The following is a 22,044-nucleotide window of genomic DNA, read 5'->3' on the forward strand; positions in this document are numbered from 1 at the left end:
TTCTCCAGGGCCAGGGTGATGATGGTCGCGGACCGGGACGCCACAGTCCCTGCCGCTACGGCGGCCGCGAGCACGGGCCGCTCCGCCGGCTCGATGTGACCGCTGATCCCGGTCCGCGGAAGCACCGTCTCGGCGAGGCTGAGGCGGCGGCGGGACTCGGCAATGCTGATCCGCAACCGGACGCGGAGGAACTCGGCCGCGTTCCGGCACCCGTCATCCGCCGGATCCCGGGTTGGCCCCGGCACCGCGGACCTCACGACTGCAGGCCTGGGTTCGGGCCCCTCCGCCGCCGCAGCGGGTCCGGGACCGGTGATCCACCCGTCACCCCGGGCCGTCCATCCCACCGGCCCCTGCACTGCCGCCGCCTCGTCTCCCCAGCCCGTGACCCACCCGGCCGCCGCGCCGGATCGCGCCGCCGCCGTAGCCTCCCGCCGGGTGCGTTCCACGGCCCCGGCCGCGACCACCTGCAAAAATTCAAGGCTCCGGGCAGCTTCCTCCACCCCGGCGGCGAAATCAGCAGCCGCCCGAAAATCCAACAACGCAGCGTCCGCAACCGCCCTCGACCCCAAACCCTGCAACAGCGCAACGCACCGGGCCAGATCACCGGAACTACCGCCGTCGGACGTTAAAGCAGCCGCCAATCCAGCTGCCTGCCCCGTCCCGGACGTGACACTGCGGAGGCCGCGGAAGCGCGCGTCGGGAAGCACAGCAGGCAACACTGCCCACGGCAATGCGCCTCGTGCTGGATCTTCCCCCATGGCCTCCATGGCATAACTCTGCCACTGGCCACCGACAAAATAGGCCTGCGGCATCGGCACTGCAAACCGTTGACCGTGACTATCTTTGGAACCGGCGGAAGCTCCACCCCAGTCCACATTCGCTAACCTGTGTGGTCGGTGCGCCTGGCGTTGCGCACTGGCTGGCGACCGGCTGCTGCGTGGTGCCGGCGGATTTGCCAGACGACCAGCACGGCCACGGCCACGGCGGCCACCACGACGGCGGCGGCGCTGCCCGCCGTGCGGGCCACCTCGTCGTACAGGTCTCCGGCGAGGAAACCGAGCGTCACGAACAGGCTCCCCCACAGCACACCGCCGGTGATGTTCCAGAGCGCGAAGCGCCGGTAGGGCATGCCGCTGAGGCCTGCCAGTGCCGGCATCACGGCGCGGAAGAAGGCGGTGAACCGGCCCAGGAGGATGGCCGGTCCGCCGCGTCTCTTGAGAAAGTCCCGGGCTTTGTCCAGCTGGGGGCGCTTCCGATCGAAGATCTTCCGCGAGATCAGCCGCGGTCCCAGATGCTTGCCGATTTCGTAGCCCACGGTGTCTCCCAGGATCGCGGCGGAGACCACCACTGCAATCATCGCCGCCAGCGGGAGGCTGCCCTTGGCCGCGATCACACCTCCCACCACGGCTGCGGTTTCGCCGGGGATGACGAAGCCGATGAAGAGGGCGTCCTCGGCGAAAACGAGTGCGAACACAACACAGGCCACCAGCAGCGGGCTGGCGTTGAGGAGTCCGTCGAAGAATGCCTGCATCAGGACCAGTGTGGCAGTTCAGGCCGAGGGCGTCAGTACCTCGTGCTCGGGCTGAACCGGAAGAACCGGACGCCGTGCGGGGGAACCGTGCAGTGCAGACCGCCGCCCGGCAGATCGGAGCCCGGCAGATCGGAGCCCGGCAAATCGGAGCCGGGAGCCGCCGTTCCCGCCCGGACGTCCTCCCCGGACCACGCTTCAACCGCGGACCAGGCGCCCCACGAGGCGTTCTCCCCGAGGCCAAGATCACCCAGCGGCAAAGCGGCTTCAAGGGGCACATCCCCTGTGTTGAACAGCGCGACGAAACGGTCCGCCGTCGTTGTGCTCTCGGCGGCCCAGGCCACCAGCTCCCCGTCGCGGAGGAGCTCGTGGTTGTTTCGGCTTGCCTTGAGGACATCGAGCAGGTCGGTGTTAGTGAGGAGCTCCAGGGTTTCGGGCGGCGAGGAGGGCAGGTCGCAGCCCAGCATGAGCGGAGAGCGGGCCATGCACCACAGCGTCATCATGGTTCGCTGCTCGTCGGGAGTAAGCCGGGTGAGGCGTTCGGGGCCGCGCTCCGCCCGGTGGGCGATCCTGCCCACCGGAAGCATGTCCGCGTCAGCCCACGCTCCCGGCTGCTGGTGCGGCGCCCAGCGCGCCATACGTGCGAACTGGGCCTCGACGTCGTCCCATTTGTCCCAGAGGTCGTCCGAGACGCGCCACATCTGGGCGTTGGAACGGAGGTGCTCAAGGTGCGCGAGGGACAATACCCGTCCGGGCGAGAGGCTGAGGACCATGTCCCGTCCGGACTTCCCGATGGCGTCCTGGTAGGCGGCGATCTCCGACGTGAAGTACGGCCCCAGCATGTCGTCCGCTTTGACGAAGTCCACACCCCACTCCGCGAACAGTGCCAGCTGCGAATCGTAGTAGGCCTGCGCCCCGGGGTGGCCGTGGTCGAGCCCGAAGTTGTCAGTGTTCCAGTCGCAGACCGAGCCGGTGTCAGCCACCTGGTCCGCCGTGAATGGCGTGCCTGCCACCGGCAACCGGTCGCGGACCGCCTGGCGCGGAATTCCGCGCATGATGTGCAGCCCGAACTTCAGTCCCAGGGCATGGATCTTCTCGGCCAGCGGGGCAAAGCCCTTGCCGTCCGCCGCAGAAGGAAAGCGGTTCAGCGCCGGCAACTGGCGGCCGAAAGCGTCCAGGACCAGGGCGGCGCCGTCGTTGTAGCCGCCCGCTTTGGCAGCGGGTTCGTACCACTGGATGTCGACGACGACGGTGTCCCAGCCGTGCGGCGCCAGGTGGGCGGCCATGAACTCGGCGTTGGCGAGGACTTCGTCCTCCGTGACAGTGGTGCCGAAACAGTCCCAGCTGTTCCAGCCCATGGGAGGAGTTTGCGCTAACAACATTTGTATAACGTTATAGAAGGTTGCGGCCGAAGGAAACCCCCACGTGGGAGCGTCAGTCAGAACGGAGCAGACGGCGGTTCTGCCGTCTGCTCCGCTCATGGCGTGTCAGCCCTGCCGCCGGGGCAGCTTCTACATCTGCATGTCGGCGAGCTCATAGATTTCAAGCCTGAACTTGCCGCTGCCTTGTGCCAGGAACGGGTGGCCGTCCGCGAGCGCCCTGGCCCCGTCGAGGGTGTCGGCCTCCACGATTGAGTAGCCGTTCAGGTCGGAGGCTTCAGCGAGGGTTCCGTCGTCCACCACCGAGGTGCCGGCAGCGAACGGTGCGCCGGCGTGGAGCAGTGCCGGGCCCAGCTTCGCCATCCAGGCACCCCACGCGGCCATCTGTTCCGCGGACTGCTCCGGCGTGAACTGGTCCATCGGCGTGGCCGGTCCTTTGTAGATGTAAATGAACTTGCTCATGACTTGTCCTTTCGTTGCGTTTTTTCCTGGGTGGCTTGCGATCCGCCCCCTTCAAGAAGGGACTTCAGCTTCGCGAGATCCTTGCGCATGGCGCGCCGCATCATGGGTGCCATCACGAGGTTGACGACCGCCGGGAACCCGGGCGGCGTACCGGTGTTACGCAGCGTCATGCGCGTGGAACCGCCGGCGGCCTCCGTCCAGGTGTAGGTCGTCTGCATGGGGAACGGCCCCTGGGCCGTGCGCATGACCAGCTTCCTGCCCGGGTCCAGCTCGGTGAATTCGTAGACGTATTCCAGGCTCTTTCCGAGGAACTGAGCCCTAAACGCCACCTTGGATCCCAATGCCATGGCCGGAGCCGTTTCCCACCTGACGGCCTTGATGTTCGAATACCAGGCCGGAGCGTTTTCCGGGTTGGCTGCGTAGGCCGCCACCGCTACGCGCGGCCGGCGGATTTCGATTTCCGTCACCACATCAACCATGCCTGCCACCTCACCTGCCGCCTCGACCGCCTAGAGTCCGGCAACCTGCCGGCCGGTGAAGGCAACCAGGCGTTCCATGCTTGCCGCCGATTCGTCAACCAATGTCTCGGCGGCGAAGCTCTTGCCGCGCATCTGGGGGCTGATGGTGTTCCGGGCGAGGCCCAGGACATAGTCGGACAGGACCGGCGAGACGCTGAGCTCCTGCCCGGTTGCCGTGGCGAAGTCCCAGGCGTGGACCAGCAGTTCAAGGTTCAGGATGTTCGCAACCAGGGTTGCCGGCAGTTCGGCGAAGCCCATGTCCAGGGTTCCCTCCGTGCCGCGGGCGCGGAACGCCTCCAGCGTGGTTTGCGCGGCGTCGGCGATCCTGACCTCCGGCGTGGCGGACGGCTGATCCGCAACCGTCACACCGAGCGCCTTGCCGATCGATGCGATCGAGCCAAAGAGATGGTCCAGGAGGGCATCAACGGTGAAGTCTTCGCACGGTGTCGCCACACCCTGGTCCGAATCCTTGAGCCGCCGGAGGACGCGCTGGGCAACCGCCAGGGATGCTTCGGCGCTGGAGAGTTCGTCGATGGGGTCCGGGGCCGCAGCCCACTCATCGGGGCCGGCATCGCCGTTGGTGGCCAGCAGGACGAGCCGCTCGAGGAAATGGTTCCAGCCTTCGGCGTGGCCGGCCTCCTGCTGCTCCGTGAGTCCCTCGTGAATCAGCTGGACGGTGGTTCCCCCCTCGACAGCTTCCAGGTTCACGGTCACCGTCGACGCTCCCGGCGGCAGCCCGGCGTCGCCCTCCCACCCCCAGGTGTAGACGATCCGCTTGCCGGGCTCGATTTCGGTAAAACTTCCCATCGCCGAATGCCCCGGCGTGACGGTCCAGCGATAGTCCCCGCCCACGCGAAGATCCACCCTCGCCGCCACGGTCTTCCAGCGCCGCAGTCGCTCTGGCTCCGTGATGAGCGCGAAGGCGACGTCCGGGTCAACCGGGATAAATACTGTCTTGTTGAATGTCATCAGATTTTCCCTTGCGATGATTGCGGTCCCAGCCGGCCGGCGTCGGCCACCAGCAGGTCCAGTTCGGTTGTCCAGAAGGCCTCGAATTGTTCACGCAGCCGGAGCATCCCGGCACTGTCCAAGCGGTAGTACCTGTTCCGCCCGTCCTTCCGGGCGGTCACGAGCCCCACCTCCGAGAGCAGCAGCAGATGCTGGGAAATGGCCGACCTGCTGACCGGAAAGTGGCCCGACAGCTCGGTGACCGTTTTCTCCCCTTCCGCCAGGAGCCGAAGCAGCGTCCGCCTGTTGGGCTCGGTCGCGACTTCCAGAAGATCAGGCACAGAAAATACGTTAGTCGTCACTAACGCATTAAGCAAGGGTTCCCGCAAAGGGCACGCAAAAGGGCGGCGGCAACCCGATCGGGGTCACCGCCGCCCTCTGGGCGGTCAGCCAAGGCCGCGGTTACGCTAAGCCGCGGTCAGCTGAACAGGCCTTCGCCGATAAAGCCGCCGGGCCTGATGCCCGGCGGCACCGCGGCCAGTGCGGAGCCGGTGTGCTTGAGGTACTCGACGGCCAGCGTGTCCTGCTTGGCCATGGCCATCTGCATGGGCACGTAGTGCGTGCGCGGATCCTTGACGAAGGCGATGAAGAACAGGCCGGCGTCGAGATGCCCAAGACCGTCGGAACCGTCCGTGTAGTTGTACCCCCGCCGCAGCATCCTGACGCCGCCGTTCTGGTCGGCATGGGCCAGCCGGACATGCGAATCGATGCCCATCAGGGGTTCGCCGTCCTTGCCCTTGATGTTGAAGTCCGGGGCGGTGAATTCCTGGCCGCCGGACAGCGGAGCGCCCTCTGCCTTGGTCCGCCCGATCAGGCCTTCCTGTTCGCCCAGTGACGTCCGGTCCCAGATCTCGATGTGCATCCGGATGCGGCGCGCCACCAGGTAGCTTCCGCCCTGCATCCAGGCTTCGCCCTCCCGGGTGCCGGCCCCCGCCCAGACATGGCTGTCCAGCAGGCCGGCGTCCTCGACTTTGAGGTTGTTGGTGCCGTCCTTGAAGCCGAAAAGGTTACGGGGCGTCTGCTGAGCCCGGGAGGTGGAGGACGTGCGTCCGAAGCCCAGCTGCGACCAGCGGACGCGGACCTTCCCGAACCCCAGCCGGGCGAGGTTCCGGATGGCGTGCACGGCCACCTGGGGATCGTCGGCGCATGCCTGCAGAATGATGTCTCCGCCGCTGCGTCCGGCCTGCAGGTCGTCGCCGGGGAAATGCGGCAGGTCTATCAGGGCGTCCGGACGCCGGCCCTCGAGCCCGAACCGCACCTTCCCATCCCTTTCGAACAGGCTGGCGCCGAAGCCGAAGGTGACTGTGAGCTTGCCGGCGCTGAGTCCCATCGCTTCCCCGGTGTCCTGCGGCGGGGCGTCATAGGACCCGCCGGCCGCCCCGGTTTCACCGGTTTCCCGGCCCTGGGTCATATCTTCCGCCGCGGCGGTCCAGTCCTTAAGGAGCCGGATCAGGGCGTCGCGGTCCTCGGTGATGACATCGAAGGCGGCCATGTGCAGGCGGTCCTGTGCCGGCGTCGTAATTCCCGCCTGGCGGTCCCCGTAAAACGGGACCGTGTCGGCGGCAGTCACCTCGGCGGCGGGGGCCGACGCGAAGACGGCGTCGCGCCCCAGCAGTCCGGCGGCGAGGCCTGCCAGCGCGCCGGCGCCGCCGACGCCGGCGAAGGAGAGCATGCGCCGGCGGGACACGCCGCGCCCGGCAGCCTCTTTGTCAGCCGCGCCCCCAGTGGCGGCCCCGTCAGTGTCGGTTGCGGTGGCGGCAGCAGCCGGGGACGTCTCCCGCTGGACTCCGCCCTGGCCACCGCCGAAGGGGCAACCGGTCACAGCACTACTGCCGCGGTGAGGTTGGACAGCGGTTCACCAAGGGAATCCACCAGGGCGGCGAGACGCTGGACCTGTTCCGGGGTCAGTTCGTTGTAGTAGGCAAAGCCGTCGCCCCTGGCGTGGGTCTTCAGTTCAGCCTGCAGCTCCGAGAACTTCGTATCGAGGGTCTTGGCGAGCTCCGGGTCCTTCTGCTCCAGCACGGGCCTGAGGTTTTCGAACGCGATCCGGGCGCCGTCCACATTGGCCTGGAAATCCCACAGGTCGGTGTGCGACCAGGCCTCCTCTTCGCCGGTGACCTTGCCGGTGGCCACCTCGTCCAGCAGTTCCTTGGCGCCGTTGCCCAGCTTGTCGGCAGTGAGCTCCACTGTCCGCGTGCGCTTGGCCAGCTCCTCGGTGTCTGCCACCAGCTGGGCTGACAGCTTTTCGCGCTCCGCGGCGCTCAGAGCCTGGAACCCGGCCGGCGGGTACAGGTCCTTCTCGGCACGGTGCCAGCCGGTCCAGTCCTCGCCCTCGGCCAGGTCCGCCTCACGGGCGTCCAGCTTGGGGTCGAGGTCGCCGAAGGACTCGGCCACCGGTTCGATCCGCTCCCAGTGCATGCGGGTTGCGGCGTAGAGCTCTTTCGCGGTGGCGGCGTCGCCGGCGGCGTAGGCCTCGGCAAACCTCTTGGTGCCGGCCACCAGCTGTTCGGTCTGGTCCTTGACGTACGCCGCGTACTGGGCCGTTCCCTGGTCGATGAGCGCCTGCAGGTCCTTGTCCACTGCCGGCTGGGTGCCCGAGCCGGCCACGTCAAAGCTGGCGCGGATGCCGTCACCCACCATTCCGGGCTTGCAGGCAGTGGTGTACTTGCCGGCCGGGACGGTGACCACCAGGTTCCGGGTCAGGCCGGGTCCGATGTTTTCCACTTCGCCGAGGATCCGCAGGCCGTCCTCCGCCAGCAGGTAGAACTCGGTGACCTGGTCGCCGTCGTTCTTGACGGTGAAGGTGAGGTTGCCGCTCTCCGCGGTGGCCGTGGACACCTTGCAGGCATCGCTGGTGCTGGTGACCTGGATGGGTCCGGCCGCCCCCGCGGTCGGTGAAGGTGCGGCGTTGTCCGTGCACGCGGCCATCGTCAGGGGCAGGGCGACGACGGCGGCCGCTGCGGCCAGGCGGCGTGCAGCTCCAGGCCGGCGGCCCTGCCTAAGCGCTGATGCTGAGCGGTCACAATCGGGCAGGCTGGGGCTTGGCATGAGGGTGGTCCTTTGGGGGTGCGGGAGTGGTGGGTCAGGACGCCGCGACGGCAGTCCGGGCGGATGTTTCGGCCGGCGCGGAGACGCGGACGCAGCGGTTGGCGCGAAGGTAGAAGAACAGCACGGCAGGGACGTACAGCAGCCAGGCCGCCGCTTCCAGCCAGGTGGTGGCGGGCGAGAAGTTCAGGGTGCCTTTGAGCACCGTTCCGTACCAGGACGACGGCGGGACTGCCGCCGTCACGTCGAAGGCCAGACTGTGGAGGCCGGGAAGGATCCCTGCCTCCTGGAAATCGTGGACAGCGTAGGCGAGCACACCCCCTGCGATGACGACGAGGGCGGCGCCGCTCCAGGTGAAGAACACCCCGAGGTTAATCTTCAGGACTCCGCGGTGCAGCAGGAAACCGAGCAGGACGGCAGTCGCCAGGCCCAGGAGGGCACCGAGCAGCGGAGTTGCCGACTGCCCGGCGGCTTGGGTGGCCGCCCAGAGGAACAGGGCAGTCTCGAGGCCTTCGCGGCCCACGGCGAGCGCGGCAACGGCGGCCAGGCCCCAGCCGGCGCCGCCCGCAGCCCTGTCCACGTGCGAGCGGAGTTCGGTACCGAGGGTGCGGGCGGTGCGGGCCATCCAGAACACCATCCAGGTCACCAGCGCCACGGCGACGACGGAAAGGCTGCCACCAATGGCTTCCTGCGCTTCGAACGTGAGTCCGCGCGGGCCGAAGGTGAGCAATGCCCCGAATCCCGCCGACACGGCCACTGCGAATCCGACGCCCGCCCAGAGCCGGGGCAGGAGGTGCCGCCGTCCGGTCTTGATGAGATAGGCCATCAGGAGGACGACGACGAGAGTCGCTTCAAGGCCTTCGCGCAGGCCGATCAAATAGTTTGCTGTCATGAACGTGGAGCCTCAAATATTCGCAGCCAAGGTTAGGCTGGCCTTATAAGAGGATCACCCACGGGCCCAAATTAAGCAACTCAAACGTGCGCTAATTCGCCGAACATTACGCCCGCCCCGGGTCCCTGCAGGGCTTTGCGGCCGCACCCGGACCTTACCGGGCCGAGTCCCGCACCTTCAGTTCGAAACCCGCTTCGATGCGGAGTCCCCCGGGCGCCGACTCCACACCTTCGATCCGGTCGATGAGCAGCTTGATGGACCGCTCTGCGATCTCCTCCATCCCGGGGGACACCGTGGTGAGGGATGGCGAGGCGAAGCGTGCCTCGTCGATGTCGTCAAAGCCCGCCACTGTGACGTCATCCGGCACCTTGATGCCGCGGACCAGGAGCTCGTGCAAGGCACCGAGCGCTATCGCGTCATTCAGGCCAAAGACGGCGTCGAACCGGACTCCGCTGTCCAGCAGGCTGCCGACGGCGGCGGCCCCGCCGTCACGGCGCCAGTCGCACTGCACCACAAGGGCCGGGTCAAACTCCGCCCCCGCAGCCTCCAACGCCTTCCGGTAGCCGTTCAGGCGCAGGCCGGGGCTGTCCGTCGTGGCGTCCGCCGCCGCGCCCAGGACGGCAATCCGGCGCCGGCCCCCGGCCAGGAGATGGGCGGTGATGGCTTCCGCGGCCTCGGCGTTCTTCATGGTCACCAGGTCGAAGCGCGGATCCGCGATGTGTTCCCCGAGCATCACGATCGGCTTGTTGCCTTGGTGCGCGGCAATGGTCCCGGCATCCAGGGCCAGCGGGGTGAACAGCAGCCCGTCCGTGAGCTGGCGGAACGGGCCCTGGAGCGCGCTCAGCTCGTGTCCCGCGACCCCGCCGGACTGCTCCACCAGGACGCGGTAGCCCCGGCCGGCCGCAACGGTCATCAGCCTGGACGCGAGCTCCCCATAGTAGGGAATGGACAGGTCGGACAGCACCAGGCCAAGCATCCGGGTTTTGCCGGAACGCAGGCTCCGGGCCGTCAGGTTGGCCTCGTACCCCAGCTCGGCGATGGCGTCCAGCACCTTCTGCTTGGTGGCTGGCCGGATGAACTCGTAGTCGTTGAGCACATTGGATACCGTCTTCAACGAGACGCCGGCCGCGCGCGCAACATCGTTCATGGTCACAGCCACAGGTGATTCCCTTCCCCGTCAACACTTTCAACTACATCGTTGCAGACCCGCCCCGGTTTTGCTCTCTCCGCAACATCTACAACGTTATAGAATTAGTGCGGCCGCAGCATCCGAACCGGGCCTCCGCCAGCACGCCACAAAGGAAACCGCCATGCCGTCCGCCGCCTCTCCCCTCTTCCGCTGCCCGGTGTTCGACGGCGCCGCCGACCCCACGGTCATCCACCGCCGCGGCACCAGCGAGTGGTGGATGTTCTACACGGCCCGGCGCGCCACGCTCACCACCGATGGTGTGGACTGGATCACCGGCACCAGGATCGGGATCGCTGTGTCCTCGGACGCAGGAGCCAGCTGGCAGTACCGCGGCGTGGTGGAGGGCCTCGACCCGGAGGACTTCCCCGGCCTGAACACCCATTGGGCCCCGGAAGTGGTGTGGCATGACGGCAGGTACCACATGTTCCTCACCTGGGGTGCCGGCGCTCCGCGCACCTGGGCCGAGCAGACCCGGCGGCGGCTGGTGCATTTCACCAGCCCCGACCTGGAGCAGTGGGAGTTCCGCGGGCGGGTGGAGGTGGGCTCCGAGAACGTCATCGACGCAGCCTTCGCCGTGGTGGGGGACGGCCGTCCGCGCCTCTGGTTCAAGGATGAGGTGGACGGCTCCACCACCTGGTCGGCGGTCTGGGAACAGCCGGCCGCCCGGAAGGAACCGTCCGACGGCGGCAGCGGCAGCACCGCCGTCGGACGCCCCGGACGCCGGGAAGCGACGGACGGCCGCTGGCGCGCCGAGGGGCAGGTGATTGGGCTGCCTGCCCATGAGGGTCCCAATGTGTTCCGGCTGGGCGGCTGGTACTGGATGGTGGTGGACGAGTGGCGCGGCCAGGCCGTGCACCGCTCGGCGGACGGCCTCGCCTGGACCCGGCAGGAGGCCAACAACGGCCTCATCCTGGATGCTCCGGGCGCCGGGGCGGACGACGCCACGCACGGCAGGCACGCCGACGTGGTCACCCAGGGTGATCACGCCTACATTTTCTACTTCACGCATCCGGAGTGGCAGGACACCGAAATGGCCAACGGCCTTGCGGACCCGGCCCGCGCAGTCCGTGAACAGCGCACCAGCATCCATGCGGCACGGCTGCACGTGGAAGGGGACGTCCTGGTCTGCCTGCGCGACCTGGACGCCCCCGTCCACCTGGATCCGGCGCTCCTTGTGAGCTAGTTCCGGCGCCCGGTTTCCCTGCCGGCTTCCCTGCCGCCTAGTGTCCGGCTCCGCCGACCGCGAGGCGGATCATGCTCCAGGACACCGCGGGCAGCTCGGCGGTGAGCCGGCCGCCGTCGACCTTGACACTGACGTTCTCGCCGGGCAGCACCGAGGTGGAGTCATCCGCCGTCGCCTGCCAGTAGGGATCCTTGTTTGCGTAGGTGACCGCCTCAACAACCTTGGCGTTCCCCAGGCCGGCGACGGCGGCGTCCAGCGTGAGGGCGTCCGTGGCCGAACGGTTCACGGCAAACACCACCGCCTCGCCGGCGTCCGCATCAAAAGTGGCGACGGCGGACAGCGCCGCGAAGTCCGACGTCTTGCCGCCGCTGAGCAGGGGGGATTCGACGGCGAGCTGCAGCACCGTGCCCTTGGCGTGCTGTGACGTCAGGGCGAACGGGTGGAAGGTGGTCTGCTTCCAGGCGCGGCCGCCGGGTTCGGTCATGATGGGGGCGATGACGTTCACCAGCTGCGCCAGGCTGGCCGAGTGCACGCGGTCGGTGTTGCGGAGCAGCGTGATGAGGAGGTCACCGACCACCACGGCATCCGCCACGGTGTAGCGGTCTTCGAGGAGCACCGGGGCCACGGGCCAGTCCTTGCCGGTGGGCGCCTTGGATTCGTCACGGCTCATATGCCAGACGTTCCATTCGTCGAAGGAGATGTTTACCTGCTTGGCGGATTTCTTGACCGACTTAACGTGGTCGATGTGGGCCACGATGTCCTTGATGAAGGCCTCCATCCGGTGGCCGGAGGACAGGTGTTCCTGCAAGTCGCCGAAGTCCTCGAAGTACTGGTGTGCGGAGATCAGGTCCACGAGGTCGTAGGTTTCCGTCAGCACAACCCGCTCCCACTCGCCGAAGCTGTCCATGGTGGGGCTGGAGCTTCCGCAGGCCACCAGCTCCAGGTCCGGCTCCACCATCCGCATGGCACGGGCGGTGTCGGCCGCCAGCCGGCCGTACTCCGTGGCGTTCTTGTGGCCGATCTGCCAGAACCCGTCCATCTCGTTGCCCAGGCACCACATCTTGATGCCGTAGCCGTTTTCGGCCCCGTTGGCCCGGCGCTGGTCGGAGAAGGCCGTCCCGCCGTCGATGTTGCAGTATTCCAGCAGGTCGAGGGCTTCCTGGGTCCCGCGGGTGCCCAGGTTCACGGCCATCATCGGCTCGACGCCTGCTTTGGCGGACCATTTGGCGAACTCGTCCACCCCCACATGGTTGGGGTCGGTGGAGTGCCAGGCCAGGTCGAGGCGGGCGGGGCGCTGTTCCACCGGTCCCACGCCGTCCTCCCAGCGGTAGCCGGAGACGAAGTTGCCGCCCGGGTATCGGACCGTGGACACCCCGAGTTCGCGGGTGAGTTCCAGGACGTCGGTCCGGAAGCCGTCAGCGTCCGCCTTGGGATGGCCCGGCTCGAAGATGCCGGTGTAGACGCACCGGCCAAGATGTTCCACGAAGGCGCCGAAGGTGCGGCGGCGGACCGGCCCCACGGTGAAGGCGGGGTCCAGGGTGATTTTGGCGGTGGCGTGTTCGGAAGTGCCCACGTAAACATCCTCGTTTCTAGGTTTCTACAACGTTATAGAAAACCATTCTTAGGGCTGGAACCGCCCGCCGTCAAGAGAAGGCCACGGACACGCTGGGGCAGGGGAGCCGGCAGCCGCGGACACGCCGCTACGCAGGCATCACCAAATGATGCTTCGAGACCCTCCACGAGCCCATCTTCATGAGTCAACGCGAGCTATTGACTTCATCCTGGATGAGGTTCAGTGTGGGGGCCTACACACCACGTCGTTGGTGATATCCGTTCATGGTGGGGGCCACAGAACGTATTCTCTAGGGTCGCTCCTACGCAGAGATCCAGTAATTAACGGCAGGCCGGAAGCCGGTATCCGGCGACTCCTTTAACACGCCCAGCGCGATCGCGCAGCTCTCCCAGACCAGAGCGGGCGCCAGCATGCCCGGAATCGTCGAAACACCAGCAACAAGGGCTGGTTGCGGCTTTATTAACCGCCCCGTCCCAACACAACGCAACGCATTGATCACTATGAGTCTCCGGCGGGAACACCCGCGGGGGCAGTCAACCTGGGGGAAGACCATGATGTTTAGCAATATTCTTCGGACCAAAGCTGCAGAAGGTCCCGGAACGGCCCGTTGGGCAGCAGTTGTCTGTGCCGCCGGGCTGACATGCACCCTGCTGTTTGCGGGCCTTCTGTCGACGCCCACCCCGGCCCATGCCTCGGGTGCGATGGTGGGTCTGGGTGCTGCGGGGAGTTTCTCGGTGCTGGGGGCTTCGACGGTGACCAATACCGGTCCGACGAACCTTGGCGGGGACCTGGGAGTCAGCCCGGGAACCGCGATCACGGGGTTCCCGCCGGGCACCCTGGCCGGCACCACCCACTCCGCCGACGTGCAGGCCGGCGCCGCCCACGCGGACCTGCAGGCCGCTTACAACGATGCCGCCGGTCGCACGACGACCGAGGTTGTCGCCGGTGACCTGGTCGGCCGCACACTCAACGCCGGAGTCTATAGCTCCGCCAGTTCGCTCGGGCTGAGCGGGACCCTGACACTGGACGGCCAGGGCGATCCGGAGGCGGTCTTCATCTTCCAGATGGGCTCCACCCTCACCACAGCCTCGGCCAGCCACGTCACACTGATCAACGGCGCCCAGGCCTCCCACGTTTTCTGGCAGGTCGGCAGTTCCGCAACCCTCGGCACCGGATCCTCCATCGCCGGAACCATCATGGCGCTGGCATCGATCACCGTGACAACAGGTGTGGCCATCGAAGGCCGCGCACTGGCACTAAACGGCGCGGTCACCCTGGACAGCAACACCATCACCACAACCCCGGCTGCCGCTCCGCTGCCCGCGGGTGCGACGGTGGGTCTGGGTGCTGCGGGGAGCTTCTCGGTGCTGGGCGCTTCGACGGTGACCAATACCGGTCCGACGAACCTTGGCGGGGACCTGGGAGTCAGCCCGGGAACCGCGATCACGGGGTTCCCGCCGGGCACCCTGGCCGGCACCACCCACTCCGCCGACGTCCAGGCCGGCGCCGCCCATACGGACCTGCAGGCCGCCTACAACGATGCCGCCGGTCGCACGACGACCGAGGTTGTCGCCGGTGACCTGGTCGGCCGCACACTCAACGCCGGAGTCTATAGCTCCGCCAGCTCGCTCGGGCTGAGCGGGACCCTGACACTGGACGGCCAGGGCGATCCGGAGGCGGTCTTCATCTTCCAGATGGGCTCCACCCTCACCACAGCCTCGGCCAGCCACGTCACACTGATCAACGGCGCCCAGGCCTCCCACGTTTTCTGGCAGGTCGGCAGTTCCGCAACCCTCGGCACCGGATCCTCCATCGCCGGGACGATCATGGCGCTGGCATCGATCACCGTGACAACCGGCGTCACCATCGAAGGCCGCGCACTGGCACTAAACGGCGCGGTCACCCTGGACAGCAACACCATCACCACGGAACCGGTCCCCGCACCCCTGCCGCTTCTACTTGCGGCCCAGTACTGACTCGGCAGAAAGGTGTAGCTAACCGAGCTATTTCAGCCCGGTGGTGGCGATGCCGTTGATGAGGTATTTCTGGCCGGCGATAAAGAAGCCGATGATGGCCGCAATGGCGGTGGGCATCCTGGTGGAGCAGATCGGGCATGCGCCGAAAAGCCCTCAGTCCGTGGAGCTCGCCACCGAACTGATCGTGCGGAGTTCAACGGCAGCTCCGCCGGACCCCGGCACGCGCTAACCGCCCGCCCGGCCCGGGAGGGCTGGGCGGGCGGCAAGGGCTGGGCAGGCGGCAAGGGCTGGGCAGGCGGCAAGGGTGGAACCACGGGCTTATGGGAGGGGGCCGCCGTGGCGGCCCCCGCCGGGGTGGGCTGCTACAGCCCGCCGGCCAGCTTGTAGTAGGCGGCGTTCCAGTTCAGTTCCTTCTTGAACTGTTTGATGGTGGTGCCTTCGTCGATGGTCAGCAGTTCGGTCTTCGCAATCTCGGCGAAGTCCTCGAAGACGTCCATGCCGACGGCGGTGGAAAGCACCGTGTGGTGCGCGGCCCCGGCCGTCAGCCATGCGGCGGCGGACGTGGCGAAGTCGGGCTTGGGCGACCACAGCGCGCGGGCCACCGGCAGGTTGGGCAGGGGTTCGTCCAGGTCCACGACGTCGACGGCGTTTGCCACGAGGCGGAAGCGGTCACGCATGTCGGACAGGGCCACCACGACTCCCGGGCCGGCGTCGGTGTCGAACACCATGCGGACGGGGTCTTCCTTGCCGCCGATGCCCAGCGGGTGGATTTCGACGCGCGGCTTCGTGGCGGTCAGCGAAGGGCAGACCTCGAGCATGTGCGCACCCAGGATTTTCTCCTGGCCGGGGGTGAGGTGGTAGGTGTAGTCCTCCATAAGTGAGGCACCGCCGGGGAGGCCGGAACCCATCACCTTGGCGGCACGGACCAGGATGGCGGTCTTCCAGTCGCCCTCGGCGCCGAAGCCGTAGCCGTCGGCCATCAGCCGCTGCACGGCCATGCCGGGCAGCTGGCGCAGTTCGCCCAGGTCTTCGAAGGAGGTGGTGAACGCGGCGGAGCCGTTGGCCTCGAGGAAGCTGCGCAGGCCCAGTTCGATCCGCGCGCTGTAGCGCAGCGATTCGTGCCGAGCTCCCCCGGCCCTCAGCTCCGGCACCACCTCGTAAAGGCGCTCGTACTCCGCCACGAGGGCGTCGACGTCGGACTCCTCGGCGCCGTGCACGGCGTCGGCGAGCTCGTTGACTGACCAGGTGTTGACCGAGACGCCGAAGCGCAGCTCAGCTTCGGTCTTGTCGCCTTCGGTGACGGCCACGTTGCGCATGTTGTCACCGAAGCGGGTCAGTTTGAGCGTGCGGACGGCGGCCCAGCCGGCCGAGGCACGCTGCCACACGCCCACCTGGCGGGAGACCTCCGGGTTGGACACGTGGCCCACCACGGTCTTGCGGGGAATGCCCAGGCGGGACTGGATGTAGCCGAACTCACGGTCGCCATGGGCTGCCTGGTTGAGGTTCATGAAGTCGAAATCGATGTCCGCCCAGGGCAGCTCAACGTTGGCCTGGGTGTGCAGGTGCAGGAGCGGCTTGCGCAGCAGGTCCAGGCCCTGGATCCACATCTTGGCCGGGCTGAACGTGTGCATCCAGGCCGTCACGCCGATCACCGAATCATCGGAGTTGGCTTCCAGCGCGGTCCGGCGGATGGCCTCCGCATCGGTGAGGACGGGCTTCCAGACCACCTTGACCGGGACAGCGGAGGAAGCGTTCAGCGCGGCAGCAATCTCCTGCGACTGCGCTGCGACCTGCTTGAGAACGTCCTCGCCGTACAGGTGCTGGCTGCCGGTGAGGAACCAGACCTCGTAGTGGCTGAGCGAAGTTCTGTTGGCGGACGTGTTGTTGGCGTTGCTCATGGGGTTCTCCTGAAAAAGCGTGGGCTGCGGCGCTACTGGCCGTAGACGTTCTGGTAGCGGGCGTAGAGGGAATCGATGCTGCCCTGGTCGATGGGCAGCGGTTCACCCAGCTGGCGGGAAATATGGACGGTGCGTGCCACTTCCTCGCACATCACGGCGGCCTTCACGGCGGACCGGGCGTCCTTGCCGATGGTGAACGGTCCGTGGTTCTGCATCAGGACCGCCGGTGAGGTGGAATTCCGGAGGGTTTCGACGATGCCCTGGCCGATCGAGTCGTCGCCGATCAGCGCGAACGGTCCTACCGGGATGCTCCCGCCGAACTCGTCGCTCATCATGGTCAGCACGCACGGGATCGCTTCGCCGCGGGCAGCCCACGCCGTGGCGTAGGTGGAGTGCGTGTGCACCACACCGCCCACTTCCGGCATATGCCGGTAGACGTATGCATGCGCCGCGGTGTCCGACGACGGCGAGAACGGCGGGTTGCCCCACTCGCCCTCCGCGGGGGTGCCATCGAGGTCGGTGACCACCATGCTCTCGGGCGTCAGGTCCGCGTAGGAGACTCCGGAGGGCTTGATGACCATCAGGTCATGGCCGGGAACACGCGCGGAGACGTTGCCGGCCGTCCACACCACCAGTTCGTAGCGGGTGAGCTCGGCGTGCAGGTCGCAGACCTCGCGACGGACCTGCGCGATGGTTTCCAGCAGGTTGCTCATGCGGACACTTCCTCTGCGGCGGAGTCGGCGGATGCGGCGTTCTGCTGCGGGGCGCCCGCGGCGGCGGCAAATGACGGCCTGGCCGCACGCTGGATCGCCTTGAGGCGGTGCATCACGCTGTTGGTGCCGCGGCCGAAATAGTCGTGCAGCGTGCGGTACTCCTGGAAGAGCTTTTCGTAGGCGGCAACATTTTCCGGAATGGGAATATAGATGCTGCCGGGCTCCGATCCCATGGCAGCCGCAGCGGCGCGGATATCCGGGTAATGGCCTGCGGCCACGGCGGCGTGGATGGCCGAGCCCAGCGCGGGCCCCTGGGTTGAGCCGATGGTGGAGAGCGGCAGGCCGGTAATGTCCGCGTAGATCTGCATGAGCAGCTTGTTCTTCAGCAGGCCGCCGGCCACGATGAATTCCCGGACCGGCACTCCTGAGTCGCGGAAGGCGTCCACGATGGTGCGCGTGCCAAAGGCCGTGGCTTCCAACAACGCCCGGTAGGTGTCTTCGGGCTTGGTGGCGAGGGTCTGGCCCACCACGACGCCGGAGAGTTCATGGTCCACCAGCACCGAACGGTTGCCGGAGTGCCAGTCCAGGGCAATGAGCCCGTGTTCGCCGATGGCCTGGCGGGAGGCAAGTTCCGTGAGGTACTCGTGGATGCCCAGGCCTGCCGCTTCCGCCGCCCGGTGGTACTCGGGCGGGACGCCGTTGTCGGTGAACCAGCCGAAGATGTCCCCCACGCCGGACTGCCCGGCCTCGTAGCCCCACAGTCCGTCGACGATTCCGCCGTCCACCACGCCGCACATGCCCGGCACTTCACGCAGCTCGGCACCGTTCATCACGTGGCAGGTGGAAGTTCCCATGATGGCCACCAGCTGCCCGGGCTCAACCGCCTTCGCAGCGGGCGCCGTGACGTGGGCGTCCACGTTGCCCACCGCGACGGCGATGCCTTCCGGCAGTCCGGTCCAGGCTGCGGCTTCGGCCGTCAGGTAGCCGGCTGCATCGCCGAGCCGGCCGATGGTGTGCGCCAGCTTTGCGCTGACGAAATCCTTGAAGTCCGGGTTCAGGGCGGACAGGAATTCCTCGGACGGGTAGCGGCCGTCCTGGTAGATGCCCTTGTACCCGGCGGTGCAGGCGTTGCGGACGTAGTTGCCGCACAGCTGCCAGACGATCCAGTCAGCTGCCTCCACCCAGTGGTCCATGGCGGCGTAGGCTTCCGGGTCCTCCTCGAGCAGCTGCAGGCCCTTGGCGAACTCCCATTCGGAGGAGATCAGCCCGCCGTAGCGCGGCAGCCAGTTTTCGCCGCGTTCCGCTGCCACTGCGTTGATGCGGTCCGCCTGCGGCTGGGCGGCATGGTGGCGCCACAATTTCACGTAGGCGTGCGGGCGGTTGGCGAAGCCGGGAAGCTCGTTCAGCGGTGTGCCGTCGCCCTTGACGGGGACCATGGTGCAGGCCGTGAAGTCGGTGGCGATGCCCACTACGGCCGCGGGGTCGATCCCGGCGTCGGCGATCGCCGCGGGCACTGCCCGGCGGAGCACTTCGCGGTAGTCGTTGGGCACCTGCAAGGCCCATTCGCCGGGCAGGCGGGCGGCCGCTCCATCCGGCGAGTCCGCCAGACCGGCCGGGAGCGCGTCGGTGACCACGGCGTGGGGGTACTCAAATACGCCGCTGCCCAGTTCCTTGCCGTCCCGGACGCGGACCACCACGGCCCGCCCGGACAGCGTGCCGTAGTCGACGCCGATCACAAAGCTGTCTGAACCGTCTGCTGTGACGTCCATCAATTCCTCCAATAGTCTCCGCTTCTCTGCGGTTGTCCTCAATTGTTAGCGCTAACAAACAACCTGTCAAGACATGGTCAGGACTGCAGGTGGTGCCAACGGCACGAAGGCGCCCGACCAGGCGGGCGGAGGAGGGCGTGCTCAGGCGGGCGGGGCGGTGCTCGCGCGCACTACGATCCGTGGGTCAACCACCGTGGTTCCGGCCACAGCGCCGTCTTCGAGCAGCGCCAGCATCATGTCCATGCACCGGCGTCCGAGCTCCTCAAAATCCTGGCGGACAGTGGTGAGGGGCGGCATGAAGTAGCCCGCCTCCGGCTGGTCGTCAAAGCCCACCACGGAGACGTCCTCCGGCACCCGCACGCCCGCTTCGCCGAAGGCCCTCAGGACGCCCAGGGCCATCTGGTCGTTGCCTACGAACACCGCCGTGGCAGCGCGTTCAACGGCAAGCTGCTGGCCGATCCCATAGCCGCTGCCGGCACTCCAGTCGCCCTCGACGAGGAGGTCGTCGTCCAGTCCCGCCTGGGCGAGGGCCTCGCGCCAGCCTTCCGCCCGCTCAGCGGCGTCGATCCAGTCCTGGGGTCCGGAGATGTGGCCGATCCGCTTGTGGCCCTGCTCAATCAGATGGGCAACGGCAAGCCTGGCTCCCAGTTTCTGGTCCACCATGGCGCCGCTGAACCTGCCTTCTCCGCTGGAGCCGACTACCACCACCGGCACGTCCAGGTTGAGAACTTCCAGTGCCTGCAGGGTTCCCGCGTGCGGCACCAGGGCCACGATCCCGTCCACGCCCTGGTCCATGAAATGGCGGGCAGCGTCGGTGATCGAATCCGCGCTGACTTCCCGGAGGGCGGCGATGCTCACGAAGTAGCCGGCGTTGCGTGCCGCCTGCTCCACGCCGAGCAGCGTGTTGGCTGGCCCGTACTGGGACAGCTCGCTGGCCAGGACGCCAATGGTGTGCGAACGCCGGGTCACCAGGCTGCGCGCGGCTGTGTTCCGCCTGTATCCCAGCTCGGCGACAGCAGCCTCGACCCGCTCCCTGGTCGCCTTGCTCACATTGGGGTGGTTATTGATTACGCGGGACACTGTCTGGTGGGAGACGCCGGCGCGTTCCGCCACGTCTTCAAGTCGCGGAAGGCGCCGCTCGCTGCTGTAGGCCATGAAACTATTGTGCTCGAGCCTGCAGTGCATCCACGAACACGCTCGGGATGTCCTGCGGATTCCTCGCCACATAGCTGGTGCCACCGGTGGCCCCGGAAATCTTCCGCAGGGTCTCAGCGTCCGCGTCCTCGGTAATGCCGATACTGACAATCACCACCGGCTTTGCCGGGTCCTGTTCGCGCCGCAGAGCCTCCAACAGCTCCTCGAGACTCAGGGAATCCGGGTCCTCGTTGGCTCCGTCGGTGAACAGGATCACGCTGTTGACAGCCCGGGCATCGTAGCTCGCCTTGACCGTGCGGTAGGCGGCCAGGGTCGAGTCATAGAGCCCGGTGGCGCCGCCGGTCCGCTTGTCCAGGCCGGAGATGTCCGCCACCAAGCGGTCCCGCTGCGTCACGCCGCCCACCACCTGGTCCATTTTCCTGATGGGGTCGAGTTCCACGTAGTCCTGGCTGCCGCCGCCGAGGCCGATGGAAAACGCCCACATTCCCAGTGCAGCGGTGTTGGGAAACAGTTTGCTGCCCGCGATTGCCGCCTGTTGCGTGAGTTGCATGCGGGTCTGTCCACCCGCCTGGAAGTTCATGGAACCGGAAACGTCCATGACCACCAGCGACCTGAAGGGAATGGCCTGGAGGGACCAGCCTTTCAGCGTCCGCTGCACGGTTTCCGCGGAAGCGGGCTTGAGGGCGGCAACACTGCCCACGCCCTTCTGGTCCGGGGTGCGGCTGCCGTCCGGAGGCCGAAGGCCGCTGTCGGCGAGCGCCCTCTTTCCCTCCTCGGTTGCCATGGCGGAAGCCAACTCCCGGGCGGCGTCAGCTGCGGCACTGCCCCTGGCCTGGCCGGCGGCGGTGAGGGCCACCGGATAGTCCAGCGACACGGACCCGGTGTGCGGCATCGACGCTGAAAGCCCGGCCCCGGGAGCCGTCTGCGCGAAGGCCAGCCAGGCCTGCTCGGTGACGATGGCGAATCCCCCGCCGGAAGCCACGGCCTCGAGCTGCTTGGCATCGGTCAGCTTCTCTCCCGTGCGCTGGCTTTCGCTCTGGGCGAGCTGGGCGGTGGCGGCCTGAAGCGTTTTGGCTTCCGCGCGGCCGGCCTCCACTTCGGAGAGGGCCCCCAGCAGCGCCACTTCCCCGCTGCCGGTCACCAGCGGATCGCTGAACCTGATGCCGGGAGCCTGCAGCGCGCTGAGCCAGGTGGCGAATCCGGGGACTTCCCCCTGGCGGCCGACAATAACCCCAGGCGTCGAGGCGAGGGAGGGAACGGTGATCTCAGGCGCCGCGGCGGTCACGACCCGCTGCACGCGGACCGCCGAATCGGCCACCCACAAGTCCGGGGCGTCCTTGCCCGCGGTCACGGAGGTAGCAAGCTCAGGCTGCGTCTGCGTTTCGATGGTGTACTTCACGCAGGCGCCGGCGGGCACGTTCCCGGCCGCGCTTTGCAGGGCCGGGGCTATGGTGGCGTCGGCACCGACGCGGACTTCAGCGGGGACGTCACAGCGCGCGGCCGCCAGGGGTGACTGGCTGCCCGTGATCCAGATGACGGCGGCGGCGGCGACGGCGATGGCCACCGTCAAGCCGACGATCATCACTATCCGGGGCCAGAAGAACGGTGACTTGCGGGGGTATCGGCCATGGCGCTGCGGGCCTGCTGCTCGGCGACCTGACATGGGCGCGGTACCTAACTGCTGGGGATCCTGGTGGGCGGTTGGTGTTTGCCGGCCACTACCCCTCGCGTGCGGGAAGCCCCAAGATTGGCTGCA

Annotated in this window: 20 protein-coding genes; 3 read left to right on the forward strand and 17 right to left on the reverse strand. The window is 67.5% G+C overall.

Translation table 11 applies throughout. The features are described 5' to 3' along the window. The 11 genes from AB0N24_RS11945 to AB0N24_RS11995 all read right to left on the reverse strand — a co-directional run. The coding region (locus AB0N24_RS11945) for a DUF222 domain-containing protein (RefSeq protein ID WP_364124100.1) at window positions 1–536 on the reverse strand (536 nt) is incomplete at its 3' end. A 344-nt stretch (window positions 537–880) separates the two neighbouring features. After that, window positions 881–1,531 carry a DedA family protein gene (locus AB0N24_RS11950; RefSeq protein ID WP_364124103.1) on the reverse strand — a complete coding sequence of 217 codons (651 nt, stop codon included), beginning with the start codon at window positions 1,529–1,531 and terminating at the stop codon, window positions 881–883. Between the two features lie 32 nt (window positions 1,532–1,563). Then, window positions 1,564–2,886 (reverse strand): glycoside hydrolase family 27 protein, encoded by a 1,323-nt coding sequence (locus tag AB0N24_RS11955; protein WP_364124106.1) that lies wholly within the window; start codon window positions 2,884–2,886, stop codon window positions 1,564–1,566. A gap of 153 nt (window positions 2,887–3,039) precedes the next feature. Next, window positions 3,040–3,369 carry a YciI family protein gene (locus AB0N24_RS11960; protein ID WP_364124109.1) on the reverse strand — a complete coding sequence of 110 codons (330 nt, stop codon included), beginning with the start codon at window positions 3,367–3,369 and terminating at the stop codon, window positions 3,040–3,042. Next, window positions 3,366–3,848, reverse strand: a complete 483-nt coding sequence (locus AB0N24_RS11965) for an SRPBCC family protein (protein ID WP_364124111.1) — start codon at window positions 3,846–3,848, stop codon at window positions 3,366–3,368. Before AB0N24_RS11965 ends, AB0N24_RS11960 begins: the two co-directional genes overlap by 4 nt. Before the next feature lie 30 nt (window positions 3,849–3,878). Further along, window positions 3,879–4,856, reverse strand: coding sequence for a TIGR03086 family metal-binding protein (locus AB0N24_RS11970; protein WP_364124114.1), 978 nt, complete (start codon window positions 4,854–4,856; stop codon window positions 3,879–3,881). After that, window positions 4,856–5,176, reverse strand: coding sequence for a metalloregulator ArsR/SmtB family transcription factor (locus AB0N24_RS11975; RefSeq protein WP_364124117.1), 321 nt, complete (start codon window positions 5,174–5,176; stop codon window positions 4,856–4,858). Before AB0N24_RS11975 ends, AB0N24_RS11970 begins: the two co-directional genes overlap by 1 nt. A gap of 137 nt (window positions 5,177–5,313) precedes the next feature. Further along, window positions 5,314–6,717 (reverse strand): iron uptake transporter deferrochelatase/peroxidase subunit, encoded by a 1,404-nt coding sequence (gene efeB / locus AB0N24_RS11980; protein ID WP_364124120.1) that lies wholly within the window; start codon window positions 6,715–6,717, stop codon window positions 5,314–5,316. After that, the gene (gene efeO, locus AB0N24_RS11985; RefSeq protein ID WP_364124123.1) at window positions 6,714–7,943 is read right to left on the reverse strand and encodes an iron uptake system protein EfeO; all 1,230 of its coding nucleotides are present in this window, start codon (window positions 7,941–7,943) and stop codon (window positions 6,714–6,716) included. The genes efeB and efeO overlap by 4 nt, the downstream gene beginning before the upstream one ends. Before the next feature lie 34 nt (window positions 7,944–7,977). Next, entirely contained in the window at window positions 7,978–8,832 is an 855-nt protein-coding gene (gene efeU / locus AB0N24_RS11990; RefSeq protein ID WP_364124125.1) for an iron uptake transporter permease EfeU, read from the reverse strand. A 154-nt stretch (window positions 8,833–8,986) separates the two neighbouring features. Beyond that, window positions 8,987–9,991, reverse strand: coding sequence for a LacI family DNA-binding transcriptional regulator (locus AB0N24_RS11995; protein ID WP_364124128.1), 1,005 nt, complete (start codon window positions 9,989–9,991; stop codon window positions 8,987–8,989). A 151-nt stretch (window positions 9,992–10,142) separates the two neighbouring features. On the opposite strand from AB0N24_RS11995, the gene AB0N24_RS12000 reads away from it, so the two are divergent. Next, window positions 10,143–11,204, forward strand: a complete 1,062-nt coding sequence (locus AB0N24_RS12000; protein ID WP_364124131.1) for a family 43 glycosylhydrolase — start codon at window positions 10,143–10,145, stop codon at window positions 11,202–11,204. Window positions 11,205–11,241: 37 nt separating this feature from the next. Here the strand turns inward: AB0N24_RS12000 and AB0N24_RS12005 are convergent, their stop codons facing one another. Beyond that, the gene (locus AB0N24_RS12005) at window positions 11,242–12,777 is read right to left on the reverse strand and encodes an alpha-N-arabinofuranosidase (protein ID WP_364124134.1); all 1,536 of its coding nucleotides are present in this window, start codon (window positions 12,775–12,777) and stop codon (window positions 11,242–11,244) included. Between the two features lie 551 nt (window positions 12,778–13,328). On the opposite strand from AB0N24_RS12005, the gene AB0N24_RS12010 reads away from it, so the two are divergent. After that, a complete protein-coding gene (locus AB0N24_RS12010; RefSeq protein WP_364124137.1) occupies window positions 13,329–14,753 on the forward strand; it encodes an ice-binding family protein in 1,425 nt (474 codons plus the stop codon). 103 nt (window positions 14,754–14,856) lie between these two features. Then, window positions 14,857–14,982: a hypothetical protein gene (locus tag AB0N24_RS12015; RefSeq protein ID WP_364124139.1), complete on the forward strand. Its 126-nt coding sequence runs from the start codon at window positions 14,857–14,859 to the stop codon at window positions 14,980–14,982. Window positions 14,983–15,115: 133 nt separating this feature from the next. Here AB0N24_RS12015 and araA read toward each other — a convergent pair whose 3' ends face one another. From araA to AB0N24_RS12040, 5 genes are all read right to left on the reverse strand, one after another. Continuing rightward, window positions 15,116–16,651 carry an L-arabinose isomerase gene (gene araA, locus AB0N24_RS12020; RefSeq protein ID WP_364124140.1) on the reverse strand — a complete coding sequence of 512 codons (1,536 nt, stop codon included), beginning with the start codon at window positions 16,649–16,651 and terminating at the stop codon, window positions 15,116–15,118. 32 nt (window positions 16,652–16,683) lie between these two features. Continuing rightward, on the reverse strand, window positions 16,684–17,364 hold the full coding sequence (locus AB0N24_RS12025) for an L-ribulose-5-phosphate 4-epimerase (RefSeq protein ID WP_364124143.1): 681 nt from the start codon (window positions 17,362–17,364) through the stop codon (window positions 16,684–16,686). Further along, window positions 17,361–19,133 (reverse strand): ribulokinase, encoded by a 1,773-nt coding sequence (gene araB / locus AB0N24_RS12030; protein WP_364124146.1) that lies wholly within the window; start codon window positions 19,131–19,133, stop codon window positions 17,361–17,363. The genes AB0N24_RS12025 and araB overlap by 4 nt, the downstream gene beginning before the upstream one ends. A gap of 141 nt (window positions 19,134–19,274) precedes the next feature. Further along, entirely contained in the window at window positions 19,275–20,288 is a 1,014-nt protein-coding gene (locus AB0N24_RS12035) for a LacI family DNA-binding transcriptional regulator (protein ID WP_364124149.1), read from the reverse strand. A gap of 4 nt (window positions 20,289–20,292) precedes the next feature. Beyond that, window positions 20,293–21,951, reverse strand: a complete 1,659-nt coding sequence (locus AB0N24_RS12040; protein ID WP_364124152.1) for a substrate-binding domain-containing protein — start codon at window positions 21,949–21,951, stop codon at window positions 20,293–20,295. Window positions 21,952–22,044 lie beyond the last annotated feature (93 nt).

Origin of the sequence: Arthrobacter sp. NPDC093128 (genome assembly GCF_040683875.1) — a bacterium.
GTDB lineage: Bacteria > Actinomycetota > Actinomycetes > Actinomycetales > Micrococcaceae > Arthrobacter.

Coding starts and splice junctions, on each gene's coding strand:
- AB0N24_RS11950 (WP_364124103.1), bottom strand. CDS start 1,531: ATGCAGGCATTCTTCGACGGACTCCTCAACGCCAGCCCGCTGCTGGTG.
- AB0N24_RS11955 (WP_364124106.1), bottom strand. CDS start 2,886: ATGGGCTGGAACAGCTGGGACTGTTTCGGCACCACTGTCACGGAGGAC.
- AB0N24_RS11960 (WP_364124109.1), bottom strand. CDS start 3,369: ATGAGCAAGTTCATTTACATCTACAAAGGACCGGCCACGCCGATGGAC.
- AB0N24_RS11965 (WP_364124111.1), bottom strand. CDS start 3,848: ATGGTTGATGTGGTGACGGAAATCGAAATCCGCCGGCCGCGCGTAGCG.
- AB0N24_RS11970 (WP_364124114.1), bottom strand. CDS start 4,856: ATGACATTCAACAAGACAGTATTTATCCCGGTTGACCCGGACGTCGCC.
- efeO (WP_364124123.1), bottom strand. CDS start 7,943: ATGCCAAGCCCCAGCCTGCCCGATTGTGACCGCTCAGCATCAGCGCTT.
- efeU (WP_364124125.1), bottom strand. CDS start 8,832: ATGACAGCAAACTATTTGATCGGCCTGCGCGAAGGCCTTGAAGCGACT.
- AB0N24_RS12000 (WP_364124131.1), top strand. CDS start 10,143: ATGCCGTCCGCCGCCTCTCCCCTCTTCCGCTGCCCGGTGTTCGACGGC.
- AB0N24_RS12010 (WP_364124137.1), top strand. CDS start 13,329: ATGATGTTTAGCAATATTCTTCGGACCAAAGCTGCAGAAGGTCCCGGA.
- AB0N24_RS12015 (WP_364124139.1), top strand. CDS start 14,857: ATGGCGGTGGGCATCCTGGTGGAGCAGATCGGGCATGCGCCGAAAAGC.
- araA (WP_364124140.1), bottom strand. CDS start 16,651: ATGAGCAACGCCAACAACACGTCCGCCAACAGAACTTCGCTCAGCCAC.
- AB0N24_RS12025 (WP_364124143.1), bottom strand. CDS start 17,364: ATGAGCAACCTGCTGGAAACCATCGCGCAGGTCCGTCGCGAGGTCTGC.
- araB (WP_364124146.1), bottom strand. CDS start 19,133: ATGGACGTCACAGCAGACGGTTCAGACAGCTTTGTGATCGGCGTCGAC.
- AB0N24_RS12035 (WP_364124149.1), bottom strand. CDS start 20,288: ATGGCCTACAGCAGCGAGCGGCGCCTTCCGCGACTTGAAGACGTGGCG.
- AB0N24_RS12040 (WP_364124152.1), bottom strand. CDS start 21,951: ATGTCAGGTCGCCGAGCAGCAGGCCCGCAGCGCCATGGCCGATACCCC.